The sequence below is a fragment of the Pseudomonas sp. LB3P93 genome (genome assembly GCF_054898025.1).
In genome coordinates this window covers 728,197-753,369 of sequence record NZ_CM142713.1, presented here as the reverse complement: position 1 = coordinate 753,369, position 25,173 = coordinate 728,197, and the positions used below count along the sequence as shown (strand labels likewise).

Annotated in this window: 15 protein-coding genes and 1 pseudogene; 5 read left to right on the top strand and 11 right to left on the bottom strand. The window is 50.4% G+C overall.

Annotation, left to right across the window (positions count from 1 at the left end; all coding sequences use genetic code 11):
• Positions 1–352 precede the first annotated feature (352 nt).
• Positions 353–1,681: an anti-phage deoxyguanosine triphosphatase gene (locus tag ACYZT8_RS03230; protein ID WP_461979194.1), complete on the top strand. Its 1,329-nt coding sequence runs from the start codon at positions 353–355 to the stop codon at positions 1,679–1,681.
• A gap of 207 nt (positions 1,682–1,888) precedes the next feature.
• Here ACYZT8_RS03230 and ACYZT8_RS03225 read toward each other — a convergent pair whose 3' ends face one another.
• Genes ACYZT8_RS03225 through ACYZT8_RS03205 form a run of 5 tightly spaced genes read right to left on the bottom strand, consistent with a single transcriptional unit; the run spans position 1,889 to position 10,487 of the window.
• Positions 1,889–5,119, bottom strand: coding sequence for a type I restriction enzyme subunit R domain-containing protein (locus ACYZT8_RS03225; protein WP_461979192.1), 3,231 nt, complete (start codon positions 5,117–5,119; stop codon positions 1,889–1,891).
• On the bottom strand, positions 5,116–6,399 hold the full coding sequence (locus ACYZT8_RS03220; protein WP_461979190.1) for a restriction endonuclease subunit S: 1,284 nt from the start codon (positions 6,397–6,399) through the stop codon (positions 5,116–5,118). The genes ACYZT8_RS03225 and ACYZT8_RS03220 overlap by 4 nt, the downstream gene beginning before the upstream one ends.
• Positions 6,396–8,465 carry an HsdM family class I SAM-dependent methyltransferase gene (locus ACYZT8_RS03215; RefSeq protein WP_461979188.1) on the bottom strand — a complete coding sequence of 690 codons (2,070 nt, stop codon included), beginning with the start codon at positions 8,463–8,465 and terminating at the stop codon, positions 6,396–6,398. Before ACYZT8_RS03215 ends, ACYZT8_RS03220 begins: the two co-directional genes overlap by 4 nt.
• A 52-nt stretch (positions 8,466–8,517) precedes the next feature.
• Positions 8,518–10,287 (bottom strand): N-6 DNA methylase, encoded by a 1,770-nt coding sequence (locus ACYZT8_RS03210; protein ID WP_461979186.1) that lies wholly within the window; start codon positions 10,285–10,287, stop codon positions 8,518–8,520.
• Between the two features lie 2 nt (positions 10,288–10,289).
• On the bottom strand, positions 10,290–10,487 hold the full coding sequence (locus ACYZT8_RS03205; RefSeq protein WP_461979184.1) for a hypothetical protein: 198 nt from the start codon (positions 10,485–10,487) through the stop codon (positions 10,290–10,292).
• 284 nt (positions 10,488–10,771) lie between these two features.
• Here ACYZT8_RS03205 and ACYZT8_RS03200 point away from each other — a divergent pair, with 284 nt between their 5' ends.
• Positions 10,772–11,818 carry a hypothetical protein gene (locus ACYZT8_RS03200; RefSeq protein ID WP_461979182.1) on the top strand — a complete coding sequence of 349 codons (1,047 nt, stop codon included), beginning with the start codon at positions 10,772–10,774 and terminating at the stop codon, positions 11,816–11,818.
• Between the two features lie 14 nt (positions 11,819–11,832).
• Here the strand turns inward: ACYZT8_RS03200 and ACYZT8_RS03195 are convergent.
• Positions 11,833–12,058: pseudogene (locus ACYZT8_RS03195) on the bottom strand (hypothetical protein); the annotation flags it as partial.
• Between the two features lie 515 nt (positions 12,059–12,573).
• On the opposite strand from ACYZT8_RS03195, the gene ACYZT8_RS03190 reads away from it, so the two are divergent.
• Both ACYZT8_RS03190 and ACYZT8_RS03185 read left to right on the top strand, forming a co-directional pair.
• The gene (locus ACYZT8_RS03190) at positions 12,574–13,185 is read left to right on the top strand and encodes a hypothetical protein (RefSeq protein ID WP_461979180.1); all 612 of its coding nucleotides are present in this window, start codon (positions 12,574–12,576) and stop codon (positions 13,183–13,185) included.
• 50 nt (positions 13,186–13,235) lie between these two features.
• Positions 13,236–13,688: a hypothetical protein gene (locus tag ACYZT8_RS03185; protein ID WP_461979178.1), complete on the top strand. Its 453-nt coding sequence runs from the start codon at positions 13,236–13,238 to the stop codon at positions 13,686–13,688.
• A gap of 305 nt (positions 13,689–13,993) precedes the next feature.
• Here ACYZT8_RS03185 and ACYZT8_RS03180 read toward each other — a convergent pair whose 3' ends face one another.
• A complete protein-coding gene (locus ACYZT8_RS03180) occupies positions 13,994–16,399 on the bottom strand; it encodes a DEAD/DEAH box helicase (RefSeq protein WP_461982356.1) in 2,406 nt (801 codons plus the stop codon).
• A gap of 444 nt (positions 16,400–16,843) precedes the next feature.
• Entirely contained in the window at positions 16,844–19,084 is a 2,241-nt protein-coding gene (locus tag ACYZT8_RS03175) for a hypothetical protein (protein WP_461979176.1), read from the bottom strand.
• 1,565 nt (positions 19,085–20,649) lie between these two features.
• Between ACYZT8_RS03175 and ACYZT8_RS03170 the strand changes: the two genes are divergently transcribed.
• Positions 20,650–20,898, top strand: a complete 249-nt coding sequence (locus ACYZT8_RS03170) for a hypothetical protein (protein WP_461979174.1) — start codon at positions 20,650–20,652, stop codon at positions 20,896–20,898.
• 207 nt (positions 20,899–21,105) lie between these two features.
• Here the strand turns inward: ACYZT8_RS03170 and ACYZT8_RS03165 are convergent, their stop codons facing one another.
• The 3 genes from ACYZT8_RS03165 to ACYZT8_RS03155 are packed head-to-tail and all read right to left on the bottom strand — an operon-like array spanning position 21,106 to position 25,014.
• On the bottom strand, positions 21,106–21,471 hold the full coding sequence (locus tag ACYZT8_RS03165) for a histone-like nucleoid-structuring protein, MvaT/MvaU family (RefSeq protein ID WP_461979172.1): 366 nt from the start codon (positions 21,469–21,471) through the stop codon (positions 21,106–21,108).
• 35 nt (positions 21,472–21,506) lie between these two features.
• The gene (locus ACYZT8_RS03160) at positions 21,507–23,999 is read right to left on the bottom strand and encodes a S8 family peptidase (RefSeq protein ID WP_461979170.1); all 2,493 of its coding nucleotides are present in this window, start codon (positions 23,997–23,999) and stop codon (positions 21,507–21,509) included.
• A 19-nt stretch (positions 24,000–24,018) separates the two neighbouring features.
• The gene (locus ACYZT8_RS03155; protein WP_461979168.1) at positions 24,019–25,014 is read right to left on the bottom strand and encodes an AAA family ATPase; all 996 of its coding nucleotides are present in this window, start codon (positions 25,012–25,014) and stop codon (positions 24,019–24,021) included.
• Positions 25,015–25,173 lie beyond the last annotated feature (159 nt).

The window sequence follows — 25,173 nt, the reverse complement described above, 5'->3', positions numbered from 1 at the left end:
AGCCCCTTTCTGACGATTTGATGGGCGAAGTGATGGAGCATGGCTGTGGTTTCATCGAAACAAATCGCATCCTTGCTTGGCTGCTTGGCTGCTGTAGGTGTTTGTAGGTGGACAAAGTTTTGCCACTTCGGCCAAAGTTAAGCGGTTCGGCCAGAGTTAACTGTCCACTGCCCTGCTGATAAAACCCCCGCCTGCTCACGAGAGCGCCGGGGGTTTTTGATTTATGAGGGGCTGGCCTATGGCGGGCTTGGTTAGGGTGTTTGGTACAATCGAGTCCAACTAACTCCTCAGATCAGCAATATTCGCAGTTGACAGTTGCAGAGTTCAAATTAACTGACAGGGAAGGTTTTTGATGAATGAAAATATTTGGGAAAAACGTCGGTTAGAAGATCCGCGCCGTACCGGTGAGGTTCGCTCGGAGTGGGAGCGTGATTACGCCCGCCTGATTCACTCGTCGGCATTCCGTCGTTTGCAATCCAAAACACAAGTGTTGGGTTTAGGGGAAAGCGATTTCTATCGTACGCGCCTTACCCATTCGATGGAAGTGGCACAGATTGGTGTTGGAATTGTGCGATGGCTTAAAGAGCGCCATAAGGATAAAGAGGAAATCATCGAAGCTCTGCCGCGTTCAGCACTTATGAGTTCTATTTGCCTGGCACACGATATTGGGCACCCTCCTTTTGGGCATGGTGGCGAAGTTGCGTTGAACATGTGTATGCGTGATTCCGGTGGTTTTGAGGGCAATGGCCAGACATTACGCATCCTGTCGAGACTGGATAAGTACACTGCTGATGATGGTCTAAACCCAACTCGTCGCCTTCTTTTAGGCGTACTGAAGTATCCCGCACCGTATAGTGAACTGGTAGGTGAGACTGCGTACGGACAAGTCCCTGCTCAGCGCTGGCTGTGTAAAGCTAAAGAGCAGCACCCGCCCAAGTGTTATCTGGATGATGAGCGGGATGTAGTGGACTGGGTTTTGGCACCTCTAGCAGAGGCAGAAAAAGCCGAGTTCACGACGTGGCGTAAGCATAAGTCAGGTCACATGAAGCCAATCTACAAGGGGCTTGATACGTCGATTATGGAGCTGGCGGATGATATTTCGTACAGCCTGCATGATCTTGAAGATGCTATCTCTTTAGGAATGATTACCCGAAAGTATTGGGATGAACATAATCAAGGGAAGGCGGTGTTGTTCATAAATTGTGAGCGGGATGTTAACCAATTAGCTGATCAGCTGTTCTCGGATGAAAGCTACGAACGCAAAAAAGCTATCGGTGGGCTGGTTCACCAATTCATCCTCAATACAGTGGTTAAAGAATCCGGAATGCCATCAGCAACCACACGGCTGATCAAATGGAATGCATGTATGGATGAAAATCATAAAAAATTGCTGGAGCATATCTTCAACCTTGTAATGACCAAGGTAATCGAGAGCCCCAATGTTCAGCAGTTGGAGTTCAAAGGTCAGAAACTGGTGATCGAACTGTTTGATGCGCTGAACTCTGATCCAGAGAGGCTTTTGCCATCCTCAACGCGGAAACGATATGTCAGCGTGGATAGTGCCAGCCAAAAGATGCGAGTTGTTTGTGACTACATCTCTGGGATGACAGATGAATATGCAACCCGTCTGTACGAAAAGATCTATTACCCTCATAAAGGGTCGATTTTTGACAGGCTGTAAATTGGTACGCTGTTAAATCAGCCCTGCTGACTACACCTCGCCAGATCCTAAGATCTGCCGGGGTTTTGTCATTTATGAGGGGGGTGACTCAGTGTTCTGGTCAATCAAGAATACGCGGAAATGCAGTACATGGCGTTGGACGCATGAACTGCTCTCACGGCCTAAGTAGCGAAAATGTAGGGATTACCACATAACTGCTTGGCAAATTCACTGCGCGTCTCGTACGGTGATTTCAAAGTCATCACACAGCTTTTCAACCAGATCTTCAGTTTCCTTGAAAAAATAGTCGCCAACAGTCTGCCTATGGAGCGCTTTGTACCGACGATAAATTTTGGCAAAGTCGTCGTAAATTTCATGCTCGGAAACGTGTGATTTGATCTTGACGATCAACCGTTCGCCCTCGCTGGACTCACGCACGTAGCGGAAGAAATCAACGATTTTGGCTTCGAAGTCCTTGATCAATGTTCCCGTCTTTGCTTCCTGTTCGTTACGGGCGGCAATGATGGCCAAAATATCAAACTGTCCACCAGGGCCCGGTGGTGTGCCCACAGCAACTTCTGTTGGCTTTCTCTTCTTCTTTTTTTGATCATCTGGCAGCACTTCAATCATGCCAATCTGGTTGTCAAAATACACTTCAATCGGGTCTTTAATGTCCTCGCTTCTATGCAGCATGTTGTAGAGCGTATTGAACTTGCGCCAGAAGAATAAAAAGCTCGGTTCGCTGTACTTCGCATCCAACTCAATCACGTATTCAATGCGATTGAGAATGGTGAAATACTGCGATGCCTTGGCTTTGGTATCGGCGGTGCGCTGCGGATTGGCGTCGATGTATTTCTTCAGGCTGCTTTCAAAGTCCAAATAGCTCTCTGGATCGTCGCGCTTAGCGGCGTCATTGTAGATACCCATGAATACCGCAAAGAATTTGTCGTAGGTATCAGACTTTTTCAATTCGCTCAGCAATACGTCCAGTACCTTTTTGTCGCCGAACGGGTCGAAGTCACTCACCACCACATCAGAAAAATGCTCGAAAGCATCCTTGATGTTTTGCACATTCACGTTGTTGTAGGAAAAATCAACAATCTTGCAGTCGTTCTTGTATTTCGTCGTACGGTTCACGCGAGAAATGGTTTGAATGGCGCTGATTCCTTTGATTTCTTTATCCAGGAATAAGGTGTGCAATTTCTTCTCGTCGAAACCGGTTTGCAACTTAGCGACAACAATCATCAAACCATTTTTACTGAGCGCAAAACTCTCCAGCACCTTTTCTTCCGTCAAGCCACCATTGAGTCCGGTAGCGCTTTGTTCATCTTGGTTGCTGGAATACACCACATGGATCGGCGCATCGGCGTACTTTTCGTACTTGGGATTCTTCACCAAGGCGTTGAAGTGCTTCGTCACTGCACCTTGATACGCTATGGCCGCCTTGATTGAGTACACCGCTAGCATCGCTTTGCCGGTACCCCGTATTTGACGGTACACGTCTTTGACTAATAAGTCCGCTACATACTTAGCAATAGCATCAATACGATCTCGGTTTTCATAGACCTGCTTTTTCTGCGCGTCCTTGTATTCCTTCGCGGTAAAACCTTCGAGCGGATTCGCAGGTAAATCAAACAGCATCTTGGACGCGACAGGCACAATATTTTTGAGCGGATTCAGGATGAAGCCATCCTCGATAGCTTCCTTCATGGTGTAGCTATCAAAAGGCCGCCAGAGTTTCTCGCTTTCGGCATAGCCACTGAACTCGCCAAAGCGGGCCAGGGTGTGGTCATCTGGCGTGGCGGTAAAACCGATGATCAGGTTCTTCTTGGTGGCCTGTCCGGTATAGGCATCACCATCAAACGGGCTCTGCAGTTCGTCAAAAATGCTCACCATCTCTTCATGCTGATCGCCGCTGTTAGAACGATGGATCTCGTCAATCAGGAACACAATGCGCATGCCCGCCAGTTTTTTCAGCACCTCGGCGTCGAGCATTTCCCTTACCGCGCCAAACTTCTGCAAATTAACAATCACCAATCGGGTGTCGGATGCCAGCGCTTCTTGAAAAGTCTTCTTGCTGGTTGCCTCGATCACCATGCGCTTGTCGATGTTCATGTTCAGCATGAGCGAATCAATCTGGCTGCGCAGTTGCAGACGATCCACCACGATCATGATTTTGTCGTACACATACTGCGCTTTGCCGTCGTTATCTGGGCGGCGTAAGTCCTTTAACTGCAAGGCTGACCATCCGATGATATTGGATTTTCCGAACCCGGCGGCGTATTGCATTAGCAGTGAATATACATTTTTGTTATTGGAGTAGGCCTTGCGCTTATCCAGCAGCTCTTTCTTTTTGGCTTCGCCAACGCCCAATAATTGCTGCTCTAGCAGCTTTTCAAAATAGTCAGGCTCTTGCTCGTGAGCCAAAAATTCGTCGATCTTGGCCATGATTTTGTCAGTGCCGAACTTCTGCTTCGGGCGTGGTGAAATCAAATGTCCTGTCTGATCTTTTATCTCCCTAACCCCTTTGTTGACGTAGACGTCACGCTCGATAAAGTTGTAATACAGGATTTCTTTCTCGATCATTAGCTTGCCGTACAAAGCGGAAAACAGCTCTTTGAGCTTGTCCTTTTTTTCGGCATCGGGCTTGAGCAAGGGATAGAGCTTGAATACTCCGTGGGCTTTTTTCTCTATTTCTTCCCGGTCGAATTTTCCCTCACGGCAGGTAGCCAATATCTCGTCAAAGTAATCGGCAATTGTGCGGATGACATAGGTTTCGCTAATGTCGGTGGTGGTGATGTTAACGGCGCTCTCGAAAATTTTGAGAAAGTCTTTGCGCACACTCTGCTTTTCTTTGTCGCTCAGCATGGCATTGCTGTCGATATGCTGGTGATAGACCTTTACTGCTTCAAAATAATCTTTCAGTACCTTGCCGCGCCCGTTCTTGCTGGCGCTCTGGCTGGTATAGTTACTTTTTAACTCGCTGTAGCCGAGGTAAATGCCGTTTACAAAAATCACTAGGTCGGGGCGGAACGAAAAGATCTGCGCGCCTTGATGGTTAAACTTGTACGGCAGTTCTTGCACCACCGAGAAAATATTTTCATCAAACAAGGCATTGCCGTGAATCACGCTGTCACTAGTGTAGAACAAATGCAGTTTGACGCCTTGCAAGCCAATCGACTTATTAGCGTTGATGAACAAAGCCATATTTCGGCTGCTGGCAATACGCTCGGCAATCAATGCCATCAGGTCTTGCAGTAAGGCCTTTTTATCGCCCTTGTATTTTTTGAGCAAAGTCTCGTAGGGCTTTTGGTTGAGCGAACTCGCGGCAATAAACGCCTGCAAGTCTTCTTCAATAATCAGCGACTGGGTAACCGTATTGGCTTTGACCTCCTTGTAGCCCAAACCCTCCCGAAAGAACGGAATCAGGAACTTGTTTTGTAGATGGAGTTCGTTCATGCGGCAGTTCCTTTGCTCACGACTTTTATTTTTCCTGTCACTACATCGTTGATCAGCGCTTTTCGCAGCTCTTTCAGCTTGTCTATCTGTGTGTTTATCGCTGTGACAATGCGATCTATATGATCGGTTTTGGAATCGAGATAGGCTGCGATGGCGGTTTGTTCTGCTATTAATGGAATTGCGACAGGCAAATCTGCAATAAATCCAGAACTGGCGCGAGGCATTTTTGCTCCAGCGGTAGAACTGTTAATTACGTCGATATAGCGATCTGAACGCATTAGATAAGCTGCGAACTGTGGCGAGACCTTTGGTCGTGAGCGGTACACAAAAATATCTCCTATGGCATTCCCGCTAAATTCTGCCAAGTACACCTTGGCCAAATAAGGCCTTAATTTTCCAAATAAAATGTCATTTTTTTTGAATTGAACACCATCTCCAGCGAACTCAGTGTCCGATGAAATAAAGCGCCCAGTTTTGCCTTCAATATTTTCTAAAGCAACTTTCAAGGAAGATGGGTTTAAGCATCTTGATGAAATTAGTTGAAAAGCATCTTTGTGTCGTTGCAGTTTCCAACTAGACGGTATTTCTCCCAACCACTCAACCCCACTGTCTTTCATTGGCACGAGTTTATCCAAACCAAGGGTGACGGTTTCGTTGATCAGCGATTGCTTGAGCTTGCCATACTGGGTCGCCTTTTGGCTTAGCAAATCTATTTGCCGCTCAATCTGCGCGGTTTTGATGTCGAGATAGTTGGCGATGGCGGTTTGTTCTTGATATGGCGGCAAGGCCGTTAATATCTGGAAAAAATCCTTCGGGTAAAGTCGAAGCCGTGAAGAGACAATTCCTTTTGAATTTCTTGTCATTTCAGAAATTGCACTGGGTGTTCTGTATAAATAATCAAAATACCTTGGGTTGTATGGCATAAACCGCCTAGGCGCATAAACACCATAGGCAGGGCTGCAAATACCATCTTCATTTGCTGTACCTAACGCGCCCATCCAGGCCCACATGGTATTGATAACCAAGTCACCTTTTTTGCAATGCTTATAGCCTTCCATCGTTTCAGCCATAAACATATTCACATTTTTTTCTGAACGCAGAGTAACACCAGTTATATGTGAGACCGTTAATAGCGTTTCATCTCCATTTTGGCTCAGGCTACCTCTTTCTAAAAAAATCTCCTTATTTCTAGTCAGTAGCCAATGTGAAGGGGTTTCACCTACCCATTCAACCCCACTATCCTTGTATTCCGCATAGCGTTGCATTTTCACTGCACTCATAACGCCAGCTCCGCTTCCAGTGCCTGCAATGCCTTATCCAGCGCAGAAATCTCTGCCGCAATCTTACTTGCGGAACGCAGTGTTTCTGGTTTGTAGAAAATTTTGTTGAAGTTCATCTCCACCCCAACCACGTTTTCCAGATAAACAAACGGCTTGCTGATGTAGTTCGCCATAAAGGCTTCGATGGCAGCTTGGTTGGCATCGGGATCTTTGTGGAAGGGAATGATTTCGTAATCTTTTTGGTAGTCCGCCGTTAGCGCTACACTGATATCAATGCGCTTGTCCAGTTTCTTGGTGGCATTTTTGTAGTTAGCGGTAACGATAATTTTACCGCAGCCAAGCGCTTCTTTATTGCCCCCAGCTTCTTTGATAAGAGTTTCTTGATCAGCGTCGTAATAATATTTTGCATCCAGCGTAGTAATGACCAAGGGTTGTTCTTTATAGTCAAAGTTAGCAATCAGAGGCTTTATAGAAACCATATAGTAGCAATCTAGCGCGGCATACTGGGTTGCATCATAATTCGTGATACTGAATTCAGTCAGCGCAATGTCACCCTGCTCGATCTTGGTGGGTATCAATTCGAGTGAGCTGGTGCGCTTTATTTCGCCGAACTTGTCTTCCTTCAGCGGTAAGTGTGCTTCAAAGCTGCGACCCTGTTCATCGACATTGGTGAGCATGATCGCTTGTTTGTTGAAGTAGAAAAATTCTTTGTCAAATACGCGGGCGTAATCATTGTCTTGGTAGGCAGTGAGCGTGGCGACAATGTCTAGCCGGTTGGTTTCGTCCACTTCTTTGCGTTTGGAGCCCTTGCTCTTCTTTAAAGGTTTGAATTTTTCGCTGGCGTTAATGAGCATCACTTTGTTCCTGTGATGCGCCTGCTTGTTTTTATTCAGCACCCACAGATAGGTGTAAATGCCTGTGTTGAAAAATTCATCGGTAGGCAGTTGGATCACCGCTTCGACAATATCGCTATCGAGCATCCATTTGCGGATATTGCTTTCAGCTGTGCCCGCATCACCACTGAACAGGGTCGAGCCGTTGTGTACCACCACGCCCATGCCAACGTTGTCGAGCTTGGAGATGAGGTGTTGCATGAACAGTAGTTGCCCATCTGAAATGGAGGGCAAGTATTTGAAACGCCCCGTTTTGTCGTTTTCGATGTCTCTATGATAGCCCTTCCAGCTCACGCCATAAGGTGGGTTGGCGATGACGACATCGAATTCTTCGTTGTCGAATTTGTCTTCTACCAGCGTGTTGCCGTGTTCGATTTTGGAATCTGGGCGAAAGCGGCTTTCAATCTTGGCCAACGCATAAAGCGCATCGTTCCAGTCCTGGCCATAGGTCTGCGTGAGGCGCTTGAACTTCTGGTTGATGCGGTCTTCGACCCCAAACAACATATTGCCGCCACCGCAGGTGCAGTCGTAGATTTTGAGGAGCCTATCGGACTCTTCGATTTTGGAGGCGATGATTTCGGCGATCAGTGCGATCACGTCGTCCGGGGTGTATTGCTCTCCGGCGGTCTCGGCAGAAATGTCCGCCCACTTGCGCTTGATGTGTTCTTCCAGCGTGGTGATTTCTGAATTGTTGAAGGGTTTAAGGTCAATATCTGCCCACAGTTTGGTGTAACCAAGCAGCACCTTCTTTGCTTTGAGCTTAGTGATGACACCTTTAATGTCGAGGAATTTTTCACCCTCGGAGGCATCAACTCCCAGTAGGTCTTTGGTTTCGCCATCAAAGCCTTTCAGGTAAGCATCGAAGTCGATATCAAATGACTTATCGTTCTTGCAAATATCCGTCAGAGATTGGGATTTTTCAAAAATAAAAATGTTATAGCCCTGGCCTTTGTCTTTGATCAGGTCGTACAGATCGTCTTTGTGAATCTTGGGAAACGCATCCTGCCCAATCTCGGCCTTGAGCTCATCGAACATGCGCACCAAGCGGCTTTCAATCATAGCCAGTGCAAAGAACGGCATCATGAAGGATGGCCATTCAGATTCTTTGATGCCACAGCCACGCAGTAAGTCGGCAGTGGCCCAGATTTTTGATTCGTATTGGAGGATGTCCATTGAACTGGTCTCGAATAATTTCAATAAGTGTGCAGTTCTGGTGCTAAGCGAGTTATAGGCGCCAGAAGCCTTCGGCTAATGTGGATTGCTTGTCTCGTAAATGCTGAATTTCGATTTGGATCTGCGCTTCCTGCTTGAAAACTTGAACCATCCTGTTCATTTCCTCTGCTGAGGAGATAGGAATCGTCAGCTCCTTGAGGGCGGAGAGCTGGATGGAGGACATGGCTACTCCCACCGCCATGCGGTTGAGTAAAACCTGACCAATTTCCGAACGCAGGTACACGGCTAGCGCTTCAGGTAGATACTTGGCTTGTTTGCTAGCTCTCAAGATCACAAAGGATTGACCAGCAATCCATCCGCCCTCTCCTGCTGGAGGTACATCGTTGGTTATAGCCACCTTACCAATGGCACCCCGAAAACTAAGTAGGATGTCTTTTTCTTGCAGGAAGTAAGTATTGGCTTTGGGAGAATCTAGGTCGAACAATGCTTCTTTGCTGGCTTTAGTGAGATATCCAAACTCGGGCAAGTCGAGGGTTTGCACTTCAAGGACGTTACAGCCACTAGAGGCGGTCGTGTGTTGCCGAGGGCGGATGATCTCGAAATGATCGCCCAATCGAGAAAAGGAATGCTCCCTAAGCGCAACTGCTAAACGACGTGCTTTGTCGTCAAAGATGTAGCGAGATACCTCTAGGTTGTAATCATTGGCAGAGACTGCTGATAAAGATACGGAGGCAGATATTTCCGTCTGCTCGGATGACTCTGCCAGATAGATCAGCTTATCTAGGTTGATGAGCGTAGTTTTTCTTTTGGCACCGGTTGTCCGGTAGCCATCGTCGTCGGCATTCACGAAGCGAACCTGCTTCGAGGGCTTGGCGGTGTTCAATATCAGAATGGCTACCGGGATATTTGTATGGGTACAGAGGCCCGCAGGCATGGAGATCACTGCTTCTATCAGGCCAGACTCTACGAGGTACTCTCTGAGTTGGCGTTCGGAGCCGGTGCCAAACAAGAGAGCTTTGGATACCACGGTAACTATTCTACCTTTCACTTGTGCAAGTAGATGACGGATTTGAAGAACGTCGCCAACCGGCGACTTTTCCGTGAACCGTCCCAGCAGGTCGTTGCTGATGACCTCGGGACGATAGCGAAGACCCATTGGAGGAAAGCAAACCGCGCACCCGAAATGTTTGAGTTGGCCCTTTTCCAGCGCTGAAGGATTGGCAAGGGGCTCTGTGACATGGAGTGTCCAGCCAGTGCTTGCTGCTGCACAAAGCAGGGGGGAAAGTAGCGTTGGATTTTGGGTTTCTACCCAAGTGCTGGCTCCGGTTTGGATGATGCGTGCAGCAAGTTGGCCCGAGCGATCCCAAGGGACGTAGACGTCGTCTTCGCCCTTCAGTTTGGCTAATGCAACCACGAGATCCGCCAGGCTGGGCGAAATGGCCATATCGCTGCTTGGCTCGCTAGCCATCCAGAAGCCTGCGTCCCGGAGGTCTAGGTTGTCGAGAAAGCCTTGATTTTCCAGCTGCAAGATTTTTTCCGATACTGGGCGTAGGCCATTAGGTGTTTGCAATGCGAACTGCCATGCACCTTCATAAATGAACGAATAAGGAAGCGAATCTTGAGCTTGTCGAAGTGCATCCAGCTGCGCGGCAATCGGTTCGAAGGCCCAAGTTTCAAAGCGGAGACTCTCTGGAATACGTTCCTCCTTTGACAGCTTCCACCAGCACAGCAGCTGGAGGATTAGCGACAGGGCAGAGTCGTTGGAAGCCGTGGCGTATCCGCGAGCCGTATCCAGCAGTTGGTAGAAAATTTTCTCGTTCATGTTCATTCCGGTGTTGTTGGCTCAGTGATGGCCAGAGCAGTTGTAGTAGTGATCAGGGCATCCCGTTCTTGGATGACGACAACGCCACCTTTATTAGTAATTTTCATCAGCAGTCGCTTCTCAGCCTCAAGCTCTATCAGTCGTTTCTGAGCATTCTTCTTACCAAGAACGACTCTGTCCCGCGTCCATGTGGTGCTCATGCATGAGCACATATTCGACCATGCTGGGCGTGATCCCGCGCTGTGACTGTCTGACCTTGCAGTGGTGGGTGGTATGCATGATGGCGAACCTCCGATGAAACACGAATCTGTGACCAAGATAGGCTACGGATTTTTGTTCGTCAATAAGGATTAAATCCTTTTATTTGGATTTATTGATTTTTTGTGTCTTGCGCATATGCTGGATCTACTGTCGTCAGGGCTCTCGGATGAGAGAGGGACTAAGACGGCTCTAGTGCTTTGTCAGAACTTTGAAGGGATTGCCTATGAAGCTAGTCCGGGATGCTCGAACCTTAAAAAACAAGTCCATCAGCTCCCTACGCACCGGGATGCAGGTCTTTAACAGCCTTGATGACGATGGGCGAATCACCACAGTGCTTCTGCATCTCCAGCATGCCTGCGAGATGCTGTTAAAGGCGGTGTTGGTTCAGAAGAAAGCCAAGGTGTTCGATAACATAACCGGACGCTCTATCTCCTTCGATAAGAGCCTCGGTTTGTGCATCGCTCACCACGGACTGACAGCCGAAGAAGCGGGTGTCATGCGCGCCGTCGATAGCCTGCGTGATGCGGCTCAACACTGGTTCGTTGTGGTTGCCGAGGATCTGTTGTACCTCAATACGCGGGCGTTGATTACCGCCTTTGACGCCTACCTTCAGCGAGCCTTGGAAGATGCCTTGATCGAGCATATCCCAGCTCGGGTATTGCCCGTCTCGACCATGCCCCCAGGCGATTTCGAGTTTCTGGTGAATCGGGAGTATCGCTTGGTCACGGAGTTGCTGGAGCCAGGCCGAAGGCATCGTGACGAGGCACGCGCACGCATTCGTGCCTTGCTCGCGATGGAGTCGATTGCGGTCGAAGAGGTTGAAGTTTCAGAGCGCGACATTGACCGCATCGAGAAAGCCGTGCGTGCCGGGCAAGGAATCCATGAGGTATTTCCTCGGCTGGCGACGGTAGGCACACGGACGGATGGTGAAGGGGTGAACTTGGTCGTTCATTTCACCAAGAAGGAAGGCGCACCTGTCCGGTACATAGGGGGTGACGATCCTGCCGATGCGGCGGCGGTGCGTGAGCTAGATCTCCAGAAGAAGTTTTACTTAGGGGCGGCACAGCTCGCGGAAAAGCTCGGTCTGACGCAGCCCAAGGCCAAAGCATTGCGAGCCCATTTGGGGATCGATGAGGATGTGGCCTGCCGTCATGTCTTTGAATTTGGTTCGACCAGACATCCCTGTTTTTCTGACAATGCGTTCAGACGAATGCGTGAAGCCCAGGAAAGTCTGGATATCGAGGCGATTTGGTGGGCGCGCCCGCGATAGGAGAAGCGGACTCGTAGCTCGACGCTCAGCACCTTGATACCCACGGTTTCGCAGAACCGTCCCACGGCGGTCAATGAGCGCCAGAGTCTGATCGGTTCGCGCCTTCAGCGCACCGGTAGCCACTTGCTGCCGAGGCGCAGTTCCGCGCCAGGCCTCGCCCTCGCGCAGCACCCGAAACTCCCGTGCCGCCCCAGTTTCGACCAATGCCTGCAACGTCTCCTGTTCGATGGCTCTTTTCATGGGCCGCCCCTTCGTTCCACTGCTACGCCATGCTCCACCCTTCTGGTATAGCGCAATCGCGGAGTCCGGCGACCAGATTGCCCCGGCAGTGTCACCAGGCGGTGGATAACGGTGGGGGCTGATTTAACGTAAGGGCCAATTACACGCAGGCCGGATGATGACCGGATGTGCGGGCTTGGGCGTTGTCCTCCTGCTTGCGACTGCCTGAAGGCACGGGCCATTGTGTTCTGGTCGGGAGGCCGCTGGGCGATGCAGCTTGGCCAGAACGCCTGGCGTTGGTTAACGCCAACACTGCCTTAAACGACCGGCGATAATTCAATCTTCCCTGCGCATTCGAGCAGACGCCAGAAAGCGCTCAGCCGTCATTCCCCGAAAGGTCGGCGACGGCTCTCGACAGCCTCCGGGCATTTCGCCACTATGACCCGGATCAGGGCCAAAGCAGCCATATACACGTCAGCTGCAGGTCGTCGACGTCCTACGCATTCTGAACGTCCAACCAATGCCAGTGAGGCCTTATGAACGCCCGAGAAGCCAACCTCATCGCCCAGCGCTACCAAGCACGTGTACAAGCTTTCAACGACTTGCACGCGCTATTGGCTCCGTTCTTTCGCCGCACTCCCCTGGCGGCCAGCATGAACGAGATCAGTGAGTGCGTCTCCAATGCTTGGGATGCCAATACCTTGTGCGGCTGGCTGCCGGATTTCGGCGATTTCGATGAACTGGAGGCACTGGTTGGAGAGATCCGCCGGGACGGAGGACGCAAGCGTTTTACAAGTCTGAACGACATCCCCCCCCACATGCGGGAGCACTTCGACAAGACAGACAAGGCATTCACCGAATTCGCCGATGAAATTCGCGAAGAGTGCCGCGACGGCTATGACTCACTGCTCGAACAGCAAGAGATACTTAACGAACACTTGGAGTCTGTTCGATTCGATCAGGTGTTCGCATTCGATGAAGACAGCCTGGAAGTCGAAACCACAAGACTGATCAACCAGGTGTTCGATCACCTGCATACTCAGTGGGTCGCATACGAAAAGCTGGCTCGCAGCCTGGTCGGCATGGCCCACCTCATCGATGAACCGGATCCCGACAAGGGGCTGACCGAGGCCCTGCTGTTCGATTGAAACAACTTACTTCCTGTCCCCATGGGAGCCTTAGAATGAAGGAACGAGCAATGAACAGCAGCCGAACGGTAAGTACAACAAAGGAACTTAAGAAGGCCATTGATGATAAGATCGGCGACATCATTATCACTGATGCCAAGTTAGCTACCTGCGTCAAAGTGGCTTCAAATATCCCCTACAAAACACTCGCTGCCATTATCGGTGTGGCTGGAGCATCTGCCGTAGCATTCTGGAACCCTGTCGGCTGGTTCGGCGCGGCAGCTGGTAGCGCAGCAGGGGTTGGCGTGGTTGCAAGCGCCGCAGCTGCGGCAGGTATTACTACGGGTATCGCCGCGATCATTGGCGGCGTACTGGTGCTTTTAGCGGCTCTCGGTATTTCGGCTCTGGCCATGGTGAAAGACTATGATTTCGAAGCCGGTTTTTCAGCTAGCTCGTCAGGTCTTGAAGGCGGAATCCCCAAAGGAAAAACATCCGCGCACTTGAAGATCAAGCGCAATGTCTAATTTCCGCTCTGCCCCGCCGTACTTCTTCATTTGCAAGAGGTGTGATCATCACTTCATGGCTGAACGCAGGCTGCTAGTCCGTTGCCCGCTCTGTAAGAGCTTTGGGGTAAGCGAAGATAAACGCATTGCAAAGTGAGGCCGTGGCCTCACTTCCGCACCAAGCATCCATGCATGTCGTGGAACCTTTCAGCGTTGTATCGGGGCAGGCCTCGACGAATCGTCATCCGGTTAAGGCCTTTATTCATAGTGTTCATCCTCTTTAATAATCGGCGCCGCACCGATGCCTAAAGTGTGCAAACTGTCGCTTAATGCGTCCAGCCGGCGGCAGCCCAGTCCAAATTCTCTGGTATCAGGTAGCGGTTACTTGCATCAGCCAGGCGTTGGTTTGCCATCTCTTCTGCGGCCTTGAACAATAATTTGGAGGCTTGGCCATCCGGGTTCAGGACGCTGTATTCCGCTGGTCTCATTAGCCATTGGCTAACTTTTGCATGGTTGAGTTTGGCTTTGCCATCGTTAACCTGAATGACCACAAACTCCTGCCGCATGCGTTTGCCCTGAGGGCCTTGCCAGCGCAGCATGGCACCGAGCAGTGCACCTTCACCGAGCTCGGGTGCTTGAAGCATTGCAGCCAAACCGCCGAAGTCATACTCGCAGGCTTTACCCAGTAGGTACTGCATGAGCTTGGAGTTGAGATCGAGCATATGGGTGTCAGGGCGATTAGAGGCCAGCATGCGATCCAGGGTAACGTCCATGCGTTGTGAGGCTTTGGGTGATAGGCCCATTTCACGCATCACTTGATCAGATAAGCGAATACGCAATAGCCGCTCTTTATGGCTGCGTTCTGTCACCTCTATGCCAAGTTGATCGAACATGCCCAGGACAAAGCTGTAAAGGTGATCGACGGTGATCTCTAGCTCGTCGCGCAGTTCGTTTGGGTCACTGGTGGCGGCGTGGGCAAACAGCTCTCGTTGTTTAGCGGCAGCAGTACGTGCCTGCTTTAACGCTTCATCGATGCGCTCTCGGGTTCGGTCGATTCCGAGCTTTGTGGCTTGTTGCAGGATGTCTTCCACATCGATCAACTCGGCTACCTGACCGAGGATTTCGTCTTTCAGGCCATCGTTGAATTCATGCTGCTGAACTTCGGCGAGGTCATTCACCACGCTGTCGATCCGCTCATACATCAGATCGACGATGTTCTGATCCAGACTGTCAGCTTGCTGGATGTTGAACACGACGACCTTCTTCTTTTGACCATAGCGATACAAACGACCGATGCGTTGTACGAGACGCATGGGGTTCCAGGGCAGGTCGTAGTTGACCATGACGTGGCACTTACTCTGGAGGTTGATGCCTTCCCCGCCTGCCTCGGTCGAGATCAGGAATCGCCCTTGCTCTTCAAAGCGCTTGATGGCTTCACGCCGTTCAGCATGCTGCATGGAGCCATTAATTAGATCGACCTGGTCGCTACCATAGTGGGTGGCCAAGGCATCACGCAGATAGTTTTGAGTGGTGCGATATTCGGTAAAAATCAGCACTTTCTCGTCGGGGTTGGCTGTGTGGATTTTGCCGATGATCTCATCGATGAATCGCTTCAGCTTGAGGTCGTTGGCTTTCAGCGCAGCGGCCTCATCAATAAGATCTTTCAACAACTGGACTTCACCGGCAAAGAACTCGCGGGCATCGCTGGTAAATTGCTCTTCCCACTCACCCAGGTAGCGGTCATCGCTGGGTTCGTCTTTTGAGGTGCCCTTGGCTTCATCGTCAAGAAGCCTCTGAAGACGATTAGACAGCGCCCGGTGAATGGCTGCTGCGCTGGAGGCGGCCAGCTTGCGATAAACAGTCATGACGAAACCAATGGCGTTACCGGTACGGCCTAGCGCTTCACCTGCGTCATAGCCTTTGCGCAGATAGGCTTGAAGCGTTTTGTCGAACTCGATGGATTCATGGCTGCTGGGCACCTGCAAGGCACTGGTTATTTTGCCCTGGAAGATGAAGTTCCCTTCCGCATCGGTGACGTCGGCTTTGTGGTTGCGGAACACCATGTCATGCAGAATTTCTGGATTCAGGTTGAGCATCATCAGCTCGGTGCGACGCTCAGGGCGTAGTAGCTCTAGCAGTGCCACGAACTTGTCCTGCATGCCTTGATGAGGAGTCGCGCTCAGTAACAGCATGTGTTTGGTTTGGCTGCGTAGATGCTTTGCCAAGTCATAGCGTTCAGAGCTGTCCAGCTTCTGTCCGTACTGGCGGCGGCTGAGTCGATGCCCTTCGTCAAAGATCACCAGATCCCATGGCTCTGCCTGGAGCAGGCTTTCCAGGTGGCCGACTTGTTTTAGACGATCCATGGAGCCGATGACGCAGTCGTGCATCTTCCATTGGCGGGGTTCATTGATGAAAAAGTCTTCCCCATAGATCTCGAAGTCTTCCAGTTTGAACTTGTGGTACAGCTCCTCCTGCCATTGTTTGGTCAGGCCTGCGGGCGTGATCAGCAGGATGCGTTTGGCCAGGTCTCGTTGCTGCAGGGCGTGCAGCAACATTCCAGTCTCGATGGTCTTACCCAATCCCACATCATCCGCAATCAACCAGTTGAAGTTGCCGGATGCGAGGATGTGGTGCACCAGGTGAATCTGGTGAGGCAGCGGCTCAATTTCCAGGTGAGAAAGAGCGCCAGTGTTTTCATTCCACACCTTAATGGCATGAGCCAGCATGCGCATGCGCATACGCTCGGCATCGATTGGTTCCCCTTTGCTGGCTGTGACAAACCGATGCTTAACGCCTTTCACCTGACGCAGGTATTGATAAGGCAACCAATGGCGCTCACCACGTTCTGGAAAGTCCACCAACACTTGTTCGCTACCTGCCAAGGTGCGTTGTTGCATGATGACGCCCAGCCCTAGCGAGAGGACGCCGCTGCCAGGGGTCTCATCCACCACGTCCATGCCATTTTGAAAGCCTGAGCGCACGGCGGAAGCATCGACATAGGCCAGCTTTTTCTCAGGGCTAAACCAGTGAACCTGAAGTTGATCTTCGGATTCTTTAGCAATAGCCATTTTGACGATGCCCCGACGCTCCTCTTGGCCGCTGGGTAATTTTTGGCTGACCCAGCAACCTGGTACATGTGTAAGTCTGAGGGGCTTCATGCGCTAATCCTATATCCGTTACGGTTCAATGTTTGGCAAGGTTAGGTCGGTATGCTGTGCATGCAAGGCAGATGTGAGCGACTCTGCTGACCACTGTGATGGCGCTTCATAAGCACAATCGTCAAGAGTCTCATCTTCAACCTCAGTTTCTTGAGGAGTATTCGTGTCCTCAGGTTGTTGTTTCTTAGTTCGCTTTTCGGCATTAAGCGGTGGCTTTTCTTCTACCTGTGGTTTGTCACTCAAATAGCAACCAGGCTCTTGCGGATGTTTGGTTTTAAATACGCCGTAGGCCCGAAGGATCTCGGTTTTTTCGATTTCCAGCACATCGCATAGCCCCAAATCACTGTATTCCTCAGCAGGTAGTTCGTGAGGATCGCAGAAGTCAAAGGGCTGATTAGCAGGTAGGCAGCCTTCCAAATTGGCAAACCTGAACCACAAATACCGAGAAAATGCTTTAAATGCGCGGCGCAGAACAGTGTTCTCGTACCAGGAAGCAAAGAGACTTTCTAGGAAAACCTCTATTTCTTCCACCTGTGGCAGTGATTCAAAAGAGCGGACGATCAGCAAGGCTGTCGGCCATGACAACGCGTAGTAGGACAGGCTACTACTGCCATTTTTATCAAAAGCGATCCAGTAGATATCATTCTCAGACCAGATCACTTTGATATGAGCAGCCAAGATCAGCTCTTGAGGGACGAGTCCTTTCTCGATTTCTCTCTCAAGTGCGAGACGAGTCTGTCCCCAGCCACTCATCACAAAAATCTGTTGAACAAGAGAGAGTGTGCTGAGCGGCCAGTTGGCCTTTCCGATCAACTCAGCGGCTTTCTGAAGCGCACGCTCTTCGCGTGAGAGTTTGTCAGCGAGCCAATCATTTGGCTCTGCAGTTACAGCCTCCTCGCCGTCAAAGACTTCATCCGGGTCAAAGGCATAAGCCGCATAGTCATCATCAAGATCACGGAAGTCATCTAGATCAGTGCGAGTTTCTTCTTCGAGGCCTGCCCCAAGTTCGATAATGGTCAGATCATACAAGTCATGATTGAGGTCGAGGTCATCTTCAAGGGCTTCAAGCCCCAAGTTCAGATGGGGCGTAGTAGGGAGGTCTAGCTCCAGATCGGTTAATGCGAGGTCTGCACCATCCTCATCCTCATCCTCATCCTCATCGTTCTCATCAGATATCTCATCTTGAATTGGAGACCTGGGAGCAGAAGCCTTCGTGACTAGCGATGGTATGACTTGTGAGGGAGGGCCATCAGAATCCAATGGTTCTGGAGTGTCCAATCTTGTTGGCTGAATAGAGGTTAATGAGCGCCCTGATTTGTTGAATACCTTGACCTTGGTTAATCCCTCTCCAGCCTCTGTCTCTTTCCTCGGATGGGTGAGTTTGAGAATAGTTTTTATGGGGGCGGACGGAGCGGTCTCGTCCTCAGCCGCGTGCTCTTCGGTGGAGTCGTCTGTAGCTGCTGAAGCCATATCAGGTGCATCACCGGCTTCAGGTTTACTGAGGCACATTGGAGCTTCAGAAGGCGTTGATTCTGATTGGCCTTCCCACCAGCCGTCAGTTTTCAACGAGGGGTATTGAGATGCCGTGTGCTGAATGAAGTTGAGCGAATCATCGACTGTTTCGGTCAACGCCCTGTTGGTCGAGGCTGTTGGGCTTTCTAAGGTCGTTAGACGTTCAGCTGAGTCGTTGAGGAAAGCCAGGTCACTGGCTGTTGGAAGGTCATCCGTCGACTCTTCAGGCGCTATTTCGACAAAGGCCTGCTTTTGGCGTCTCAGCACTAGAGCGCGCTGCATGGCAGCGGCCCCATCTATGGGGCGGCGTTGTCGCATGTAAACGCGACTGAGCAGGTTTAGATAGTCAGGCTCCTCAAACGTATCAATTGCTTCCAGGAGGAGCGACTCGGCAGCTTGTAACTTGCCAGACGCGACCAGGTCGTTGACGTCTTTGAGGAGCAGCTCTTTGCTGCGTTGCTTGCTCTTGATTGAGAGCATTTGCGGCGCGCGATGTTTTTTGAAATGAAGGATCAGTTCAAGCCTGCGCTGAATATCTTCCGCAGCCTGATGGTTTTTTAGGAACTCGCTGAGGAGTGCTCTGGCTGTGGCGTGCTGCCCCTGAGTAATCAGAAGCGAAATGGCTTGGAGCAGGCCTTCTGAGGAATGGCCTTTCAGGCTCGAACGGATCTTCGTCTCCAGCTCCATAGGATCCGATGCCGCATAACTCCACAGTTCGTCTAACAGTGATTCCCAATCCATTTCCATACCGACTCCGTGACGACACTGCCCTGGCCGTGCGCAAGATCGTGGCGCGGTAGGAGAGAGCACAGCCCTATAGGTTTTTAGCCTGTGTCGTCCGTCACATTATCCAGACCGACCTTGTGGGTAAAGGCAAACAGCCATTAGGAGGTTAAATTCTAGTCTAGCCAGCGATTGCTAGTTGCCGGATTGGCATTTCTCTATGTGTCGACCGGCACTTAGCCAGACTAGGAGTCTGACCATAACGTCTATTACGCGCAGGCCGGTCGATGAGCGGGTGAGCGGGCTTAGGTTTTGTCCTTCTGCTCTTGCGCCTTCCTGAAGGCAAGGGCCATCGTCGTCTTGGCAGGAGGTGGCGGGGGGAGGCGGTTTGGCTGACGGCTGAGGGCGCTCGGGCGTTTGCTCGATTGCGCCGCGACGGTGGAATGGGCGCAGCTCGTTTGGGCTTTCTTCGCCTGGATCCGCTGATTTAGGTCACTTCGCGCATCCGCTAGCAGCAGGAAGGCTGTGAGGGTGATCGGCACGCCATGGGGCAGAAGGATCGACAGCTGATGGCTGGTGTCGGGGTTGGCTTTAACCTGGGCCAGGCTTTTCTCGGAAAATGCCTGAGCGTGCAGATGGTGTTCGACGAGTGGAACACGCTCGGATGGCTCTGGGTTGAATCTCGATGACCCTCTTCAGCTGGAGTTTCTGGGGTGTTCAGTAACGCATCTAAACCAGTCAGAAACGAAACGTGACATGTCACATTCGAAAACTGAATGAAAACGTGACAGTCACGCTAAGCCACCTACAACCCCGCGTGACGGATAACGCTCACAACCTACTGGGTACCACTACAAAAAACATAAAAACGCTAATGGATGGCCCACAGGAGCTTTTAGTTGATTTTCTGTGAATACATACAGTACGATGCTTCACATTGGATCCGTGGAGAACCTAGGGCCCGTGCTGAAACGTTTTTTTGAGATGTCGGACAGTAGGTTTGGTTTACATCTCCAACAAAACACCACATGACGTGCAAAAATCTACGTACCACCACAACATGTAGTGTTTTTGGGATACTATGATTTCAAAGGCAGCAGCTCACTGAGCAAAAAGCTTCGAATGACTGTTGTAAAGAAAGGATTTAGGGCTGATTGCCCATGTAATTAACGCGGAGATTTTCTCCGCAAAAGAAAAAGCCCCGCCTGCTCAATGAGCAGACAGGGCTTTCAGCGCGCACCAAGGGGAAGTTTTCGAAGGGCCTACCCAAGGGCGCATCAACCACAGTCCAAAAAGGAAAGCGGTTAGGGGAACGAATAGTATGGATTCGCCCGAGGTCACACAACTACTTTTTAGGTCTACGCGACCGAAGGGTCAAGTGCTTGAGCGAAAAATACTACATTCCCCTCTCTCCTTCTGATTTGGGCTGAATACACCTCTATATGGTGATTTATGCAAACCCCAGAGTCAGACGATTACGAATACATTTACTGCCGTTTCCGCCGCTGCGGAAAGAAGCTGCTTGATGCCCGAGCATATGGGCTGCAAGCCTGGCGCCTACGTGTACGTCGCAAAAAAGGAGATCAGCAATGAGCAAAAACTCCAAGAAATCCTCACCCAGCGTCTCGTCCCTCGCTTCAAAAGTCCTAAGGGACAATCAATCGTCGGCAATTGCCAAGAGCTTGGCAGCATCTGTCATCTCTCAGGCTGATCCCGATAAGCAAACGGGAGCAGGGATGGAAGCGAAAGCTAGCCAAGCGTTGCAAGACAAGAGATCGTCAGAAACGACTCGAACGCTGGCTGCTTCGGTTGTATCGCAGTCATCTAACGAACGATGAGGTAGCACTTAATTAAGCCCGGACATTGACCGGGCTTTTTTTTGCTCAAGACGAACTGCGTCTCCTTCTGTGTCTGAGTCATTGAGATAACTTCCTAAATCAGACTGCGCGCCTCGAGAGTACGCAACTCGTACAAGCTGACGACCCTCCTCTAATTGGATAGAAACAAAAAGACCCCAGAAGGGCCCTTTTGTACTCAAACCAAACTCACTTGGTCAGCCAGGACTCAACTGTGGCGGAGCCGTGTTCTGCTTTCCATTCTTTCAAGGTCTTGTGATTACCGCCTTTGGTTTCGACGACTTCGCCGGTGTGAGGGTTTTTGTAGACCTTTACCTGGCGCGGTTTGCGGCTACCGGCTTTGGACTCGACGGCTGGAGCGCGACGACCAGCTTGAGGATCAAGCAGAGCAATCACTTTCAGCAGGCTATAGCCGTACTCGGCGAGCAAAGCGCGCAGCTTTGTTTCAAATTCAATTTCTTTCTTCAGGCCAGCGTCGCCCTTCAAGGCTTCAAGAGCTTCGAGCTGCTCTGCCAGGTGTTTTTCGAGCTGACGGAATTCTGCGAGTTTAGACATAGAAGGCCTCTTCAATATTGGCGTTTAGTTATCGCTTAAACCTGGATAACATTTTTAGCCGCAACCTTGGCTGCGACGACATTGTAAATATCTGTATCGACCCCAGGTGTTCTGATCGAAATTATTAACGAGTAACGAGCAGGGGTGTCATATCGCGCGAGAGCTGCTCTGGTCTTCCACCATCCTAGCGATGGATAAACAGCGATAAAACCTCGACTTGCTAGCTCCGCAGCGGTACCGCACCACGTATCCTGATGAAGAGAGCCACGATGACGTTTGAGCTTGCCTAAAATCCATGCAGGATCACCATCACGGCTAGTCACACCATTCTCATCATCAAGTGCTGCGGCGTTTATCCTTGACCTAAAATGATCAAGATCTTCAGCGGGCCGCTTTGCGTCGAAGCGAAGACCGTGTGATTCATAGCGATAACGAGAACGCCCCCTTGCTGAGGGATTGGGCTCGATAAAATAAGATAGCGTGACAGTCATCTCAACAGGAGTAGCTCCCAACGCTTCAAGTTCATCCTTTGGCCATGGCAATGCATGCAGGTGCATGTCGCAAAGGGATGGCTCCTTCCCCTTCAACTTTTTGAAGGGATGGAGAGAATCCTCAATCATGAGTGTCAGCGAATCAGAAGCACTCCACATCGCTCTCTCAAGATTGGGTACCCCAAATCCACAATGTCTAACGAGGCGTTCATAATCTTGTTTTGTTGGCGAGCGGTCAGGAGGAAGAAACATATTCCTCATCGCATCTGTCCACTTTGCTGAGTGAACGACCAAGGCTCGGATGCTTTCCGGCCATAGCTGAGGAAATGCCCCCATAAGCTGAGCTGTCATGCGCGAACAGAGCGCTGTCGCAGCACTGGTTGCGGTGACGAGCGTTAGAGGCCTTTCGATATGCATATGGTGCGTTGTGAGCAGGGATAGCTCGCCGGCTGTTGCGGGCCCTATGAGGTCATCTTGGATAAGATTTCCACCTTCAAATAGCACGTCAGGCTTCAGGGGGTAATAATTTACCCATGTTTGAGACGTGGTACTGAATGGGCTGAGCGCTCCTTGCTCGGCAACTGCGCGTAAGCCACGCGGGAGGTCTACCAGATCAGTAAAGGCGCCTACCGTCAGCGCATTCCAAGATTGCGCAGGATCACAAATACCCATCAGAGTATTGCTGTCAGGGTAAGTCGCCCAATCAGACGGATTTCGTATATTGCCTGCCGACACAACGAACAGTCTTGGATTGGCCCCTTGTTCATCTGCATCGAACGCAAGGCGGTCGAGCGAGGAAGACCATGAAGAAGGACGGCCCCTATCTCGACCATCCAGTGTCGTAACTGCCATGCTGAACACGCGAGCTCTAAAGGGTGCGGTTATTTCAGTTCTGGCTACAGCTTCAATGGTGTTGACACCGTATTGCTTTTCGTCACCGGTGCTCACACCGCTACTCGGAAGTAACTTTACTGACTCTAAACGGTGTCCAATGACTAGCGGATCCGCTGAGTGGAGAGTGGCTGAAAGATCTCCGTATAGGGCCAAGCCCGCCATATTGGTTCCATGCCCATTGCGATCATCTACCCCCCAATCAGGCTCAATGGAGTGTAAATCCTCATCTGATAAGGCAGGAATCAATAAAGGATGGCCGTGATTGACTCCGGTATCGATGATACAAACATAAGGTACGTTGTTATGTTCAGAAAAACTTGTTCTTTCCAATAGCTCTTGCCCCCACTGATGTTGTTCGGCGGGAGTAAAGGAATCGAAGAAATCTGCTGTTTCCTTTGCGCGTCGCAGTTCTGCTATGCAATTGAGCGTCAGAACGGAGCGTTGTAATTGTGCTTTGCTACTTTGAATTAAGACTACGGTTCGCTCAGGGAATTTAAGCGTTCCATTTAACACCCTAATCCCAAGCATTTCTGCAACTCTAGTAAACGTTTCAAGCGTAGCCTCTCGACTATCCCTGATCGGCAACCAAGCTTCCCACCAAATAATTTCATCTTCATCTGCTGGCAGTAGCTCAAGGTCGTCTGTCCAAAGTGCTTCAAGTTGAGCAACATGGATAGATCTTATGGTATTTATCAAAGCTTTGTGATCAAGACTTTGCCCCTTAGCTCCCTTGCGATCATTGAGATACTCAACAATAACTTTTTCAAAATAGGCGAGCTTTCCGTCGGGGACGAATACAGTTGCAAAGCTCTGCTCTCCTTCCTCTTTATAATTGAGAAGCTCGATACCTTGAGGTTTATTGGCTAGGCTTTCAAACGCCAACTTAACATCACTGAAGCTTTCAAACTGAACACGCAGGCCAATTCCGTCTTGGATACCCAAAGCCTGCTGCTCAACTTTGGCTTGCTCCGCAAAGGGCTGGAGCTGTTGAACCTGCCCTTGCAATGAACTGCCATGCCGGGCGCGATCTCGATCAGGCAAGGGGGCGGGCCTAACATTAACCCTATGAGACGTAAACGGCTCTTTTGCTGATGTATTTTGAGGGAATAGATGGGGAAGATTGGCCTGGCGTTGATCCGTCATCGCGATACAGCTCTTTAAGTTAAGTGTCGATTACGAGTTTTTTGCTGATCAGCTTCCGCTCTTCCAGCATTCGAAAGACATCCGCATCGGTAATTACTGCACGGTCATGAATGATCGCATCCTTAAGACTATCGTCAGCAGCACGTGCAATATCTGCGTAACTCAAACCTATTGCTCTCTCAGCAAGCTTCATCCAAGACAACCGCTTGGGTTTGAAGCTGGCTAAGCGATTTTTGAGAACTGCTATAATTTGCTCAGGTTCGGGAAGACCATATTGGATCATGTCATCAAAGCGGCGAAACAAAGCGTAATCTAGAATCTCAGGGTGATTTGTGGCTGCGATCACAAGACTGTGGGATTGATCCTGCTCAAGCATTTGCAGGAAGCTGTTTAGCACGCGGCGAATCTCGCCAACGTCGTTAGCTAATCCCCGTTGCGAGCCGATTGCATCAAACTCGTCAAAGAAATAGACACCACGAACTTCAGAGATCGTATCGAATACCTGACGAAGTTTAGCGGCAGTCTCACCCATGTATTTGGTAATTAACGCGTCCAGTCGTACTACAAATAGAGGGATACCCAGCTCACCTGCTAACGCAGAAGCGGTCAGCGTTTTACCCGTACCTGGTGGGCCGACCAAGAGCAATTTACGTCTTGGTGACAGGCCATGCGCACGAATTTTTGCATGGCTTTGCTGCTCTTTGATGATCCGATTTAGGCGCATCGCAACGTGCTCGTCCAATATCATGTCGGATAGTCGAGCTTGGGGATAGGACGCTTGAAGAAGGTCAGCCAGTTCACCACGGGGTTGGCTGATGGGAACTGTTTTACTTGTGCTTTTTGAAGTCGGGCGTGCCTTCGCAGCATCGATGAGAGCTTTAAGCTCATCTGCTAACTTTCCGTGGCCTAGCTTGGCCTCGTGCGCCGCAACCTGCATAGCCACAGAGAAGAAGTGACTCTCATCACCAGTGATATGCGATTTCAGCAGTGCTTTGACCTGTTCTGCGCTTGCCATATTTGACCTCATACAAGCCGGGCATTATAGGCCTCATTGGCCTTCGTTTGCAGAAAACTCGCATCCTTTCCAATACCCAGCAGCCGAGGGTACTCGGCTCCATGTACCCTATGGTTGCACGGCTTAGGCCCTGTGGGTACTGAACAAATGTGGAAAGAA

What these genes read in the sequence shown, in the direction of transcription:
- ACYZT8_RS03230 (WP_461979194.1), top strand. Translation starts at nt 353, where the DNA reads ATGAATGAAAATATTTGGGAAAAACGTCGGTTAGAAGATCCGCGCCGT.
- ACYZT8_RS03225 (WP_461979192.1), bottom strand. Translation starts at nt 5,119, where the DNA reads ATGAACGAACTCCATCTACAAAACAAGTTCCTGATTCCGTTCTTTCGG.
- ACYZT8_RS03220 (WP_461979190.1), bottom strand. Translation starts at nt 6,399, where the DNA reads ATGAGTGCAGTGAAAATGCAACGCTATGCGGAATACAAGGATAGTGGG.
- ACYZT8_RS03215 (WP_461979188.1), bottom strand. Translation starts at nt 8,465, where the DNA reads ATGGACATCCTCCAATACGAATCAAAAATCTGGGCCACTGCCGACTTA.
- ACYZT8_RS03210 (WP_461979186.1), bottom strand. Translation starts at nt 10,287, where the DNA reads ATGAACGAGAAAATTTTCTACCAACTGCTGGATACGGCTCGCGGATAC.
- ACYZT8_RS03205 (WP_461979184.1), bottom strand. Translation starts at nt 10,487, where the DNA reads ATGAGCACCACATGGACGCGGGACAGAGTCGTTCTTGGTAAGAAGAAT.
- ACYZT8_RS03200 (WP_461979182.1), top strand. Translation starts at nt 10,772, where the DNA reads ATGAAGCTAGTCCGGGATGCTCGAACCTTAAAAAACAAGTCCATCAGC.
- ACYZT8_RS03190 (WP_461979180.1), top strand. Translation starts at nt 12,574, where the DNA reads ATGAACGCCCGAGAAGCCAACCTCATCGCCCAGCGCTACCAAGCACGT.
- ACYZT8_RS03185 (WP_461979178.1), top strand. Translation starts at nt 13,236, where the DNA reads ATGAACAGCAGCCGAACGGTAAGTACAACAAAGGAACTTAAGAAGGCC.
- ACYZT8_RS03180 (WP_461982356.1), bottom strand. Translation starts at nt 16,399, where the DNA reads ATGCGCATGCTGGCTCATGCCATTAAGGTGTGGAATGAAAACACTGGC.
- ACYZT8_RS03175 (WP_461979176.1), bottom strand. Translation starts at nt 19,084, where the DNA reads ATGGAAATGGATTGGGAATCACTGTTAGACGAACTGTGGAGTTATGCG.
- ACYZT8_RS03170 (WP_461979174.1), top strand. Translation starts at nt 20,650, where the DNA reads ATGAGCAAAAACTCCAAGAAATCCTCACCCAGCGTCTCGTCCCTCGCT.
- ACYZT8_RS03165 (WP_461979172.1), bottom strand. Translation starts at nt 21,471, where the DNA reads ATGTCTAAACTCGCAGAATTCCGTCAGCTCGAAAAACACCTGGCAGAG.
- ACYZT8_RS03160 (WP_461979170.1), bottom strand. Translation starts at nt 23,999, where the DNA reads ATGACGGATCAACGCCAGGCCAATCTTCCCCATCTATTCCCTCAAAAT.
- ACYZT8_RS03155 (WP_461979168.1), bottom strand. Translation starts at nt 25,014, where the DNA reads ATGGCAAGCGCAGAACAGGTCAAAGCACTGCTGAAATCGCATATCACT.